The 2,333-nt window shown below is 74.3% G+C and carries 1 protein-coding gene; it reads left to right on the forward strand.

Going from position 1 to position 2,333, the window contains the following annotated elements:
• The first annotated feature begins 89 nt into the window (after nt 1-89).
• Nucleotides 90-2,333, forward strand: coding sequence for a putative bifunctional diguanylate cyclase/phosphodiesterase (locus tag PKY62_RS12265; protein WP_324537366.1), 2,244 nt, complete (start codon nt 90-92; stop codon nt 2,331-2,333).

The following is a 2,333-nucleotide window of genomic DNA, read 5'->3' on the forward strand; positions in this document are numbered from 1 at the left end:
GCCAACTCCGCCGCAGTTCCGGGCCGATGTCAACCGGGCCGGCTCCCCCAAGCGTTCAGGTCCGTGCCCGGCGGGCCGATGAGAGGGACGTGGCCGGACTCCGCGCGCCGTGGGCGCGCTACCTCCTCGTCGGCGTGCTGCTCGCCGCCGGTGCGGTCGCGCTGCCCGCGGGCCCCGTGCGCGACATCGCCTACATCCTGGTGGCGGGCTCCGGCGCGGTCGCGATGGTCCTCGGTGCGCGGCGCAACCGGCCCGCGGCGCACGGCGCGTGGTACCTCATCGCCGCGGGGATGGCCTCGTGGATCGTCGGCGGTGCGGTCTACGCGCTGACCGGTCCGGCTCCCGGGGCCGCCGTCGAGTTCGGGGTCGCCGACCTGTTCTACCTCGCCACCTACCCCCTGGTCTCGGCGGGCATGGTGCAGTTCGCGCGGAGCCGCGGCCCGGGGGAGCGGAGCACGGCGATGTTCGACACGGCGATCCTCACCGTCGGGGTCGGGCTGCTCTCGTGGGTCTTCCTCGTCGAGCCGGCGTGGGCCGCCGCCGAGGGGTCCCTCGCGGCCCGGTTGGTCCAGGTCGGCTACCCCCTGGGCAACGTGGTGCTCTTCGGAGCCCTGCTGCGGCTGGCCAACGCCCCGGGCGCCGGGCGGACGTGGTCCGGCGTGCTCGCCGGTCTGGTGGGCTCGATGATGGCCGTCGAGGGCCTGGCGCAGGCGGCGTCCGTGCTGCCGAGCATCGACGTCCACCCCACGGGCCTCGACCCGCGCTGGCTCCTGGCGTACGTCATGGCCGGGGCCGCTGCGCTGCACCCCTCGATGCGCGTGCTGTCGGCACCCGCACCGCCCCGCTCGGAGAGCAACCACCCCGCCCAGGTGATCGGGCTCGGTGCGGCGCTGCTCATCGGGCCGGCGATCCTCGGCGGTCAGCTCCTCACGGGAGCCCCCCTGAGGGCCGGACCCGTGGCGATCGTCTCCGCCGTCCTCGTGCTGCTCGTCATGCTCCGGATGCTCGCGATGGTGCGGCTCGAGCACGCCCACGCCACCAGCGACCACCTCACCGGGCTGCCCAACCGGCGGGCCCTGTACCGCCAGGCGGCTGCCCGGCTGGCGGACCCGACACGTCGCCAGGCCCTGCTCATGCTCGACCTCGACCGGTTCAAGGAGGTCAACGACTCCCTCGGTCACCACGCGGGCGACCAGCTGCTCGTCCAGGTCGGCACGCGACTGCGGCACGGCCTGCGCGCGGAGGACCTGCTCGTGCGCCTCGGCGGTGACGAGTTCGCCATCCTGCTCGAGGACGCCGGCCAGGCCGAGGCCAGGACCGTGGCCGCGGCCCTGGCCGCGCGGCTCGCGCAGCCCTTCCCGCTCGAGGAGCTCGGGGTGCACAGCACCGTGAGCATCGGGATCGCCCTGTTCCCCGACCACGGCGCGGACCTCAGCGCACTGCTGCGCAAGGCGGACATCGCGATGTACCGGGCCAAGTCGTCCGGCGGCGTGCGCGTGTACGGGGGTGACGACGACGGTCCCGCACGGCTGCGGATGGCGGAGGAGTTCCGCGACGCCCTCACCCGGGACGAGCTCGTGGTCCACTACCAGCCCAAGCTCGACCTCGTCTCCGGCGCGGTGCACGGCGTCGAGGCGCTGGTCCGCTGGGACCACCCCCGGCACGGCCTGCTCTACCCCGCCGCCTTCCTCGAGCGCGTCGAGGAGGCGGGCCTGATGCGGGCGATGACCCGGTCGGTGCTGGCCATCGCCCTCGACCAGGCGGCCCGGTGGTCGGCCGGCGCACGCCCCCTGACCATCGCCGTCAACCTCTCGGCGAGCTCGCTGGTGGACACCGACCTGCCGGACGAGGTCGCCGCCATGCTCGCCGCCCGCGGCCTGCCGCCGTCGGCCCTCCAGCTGGAGATCACCGAGGAGTTCCTCATGGCCGACCGCGACCGCGCGCGCGCGATCCTCACGCGGCTGCGCGACCACGGCATCCAGATCGCGGTGGACGACTTCGGCACCGGCTACTCCTCGTTGTCCTACCTGCGCGACCTGCCGATCGACGAGCTCAAGCTGGACCGCTCGTTCGTGTTCCCCATGGCCGACGACGCGCGCGCCGCTGCCCTCGTCGCCTCGACGATCGACCTGGCGCACAGCCTGGACCTGCGGATGGTCGCGGAGGGTGTCGAGGACGACGTCGCCTGCACCGAGCTCACGCGGATGGGCTGCGACCAGGCGCAGGGCTTCTACCTCTCGCGCCCGCTGCCGGCCGTCGAGCTCGACCTGTGGCTGGACGCGCGCGAGGAGTGGGCGCACGTCCCCGCACCGCACGGGCCGCACACGTCCTAG

Source organism: Actinotalea sp., from assembly GCF_035443605.1.
Classification (GTDB): domain Bacteria; phylum Actinomycetota; class Actinomycetes; order Actinomycetales; family Cellulomonadaceae; genus Actinotalea.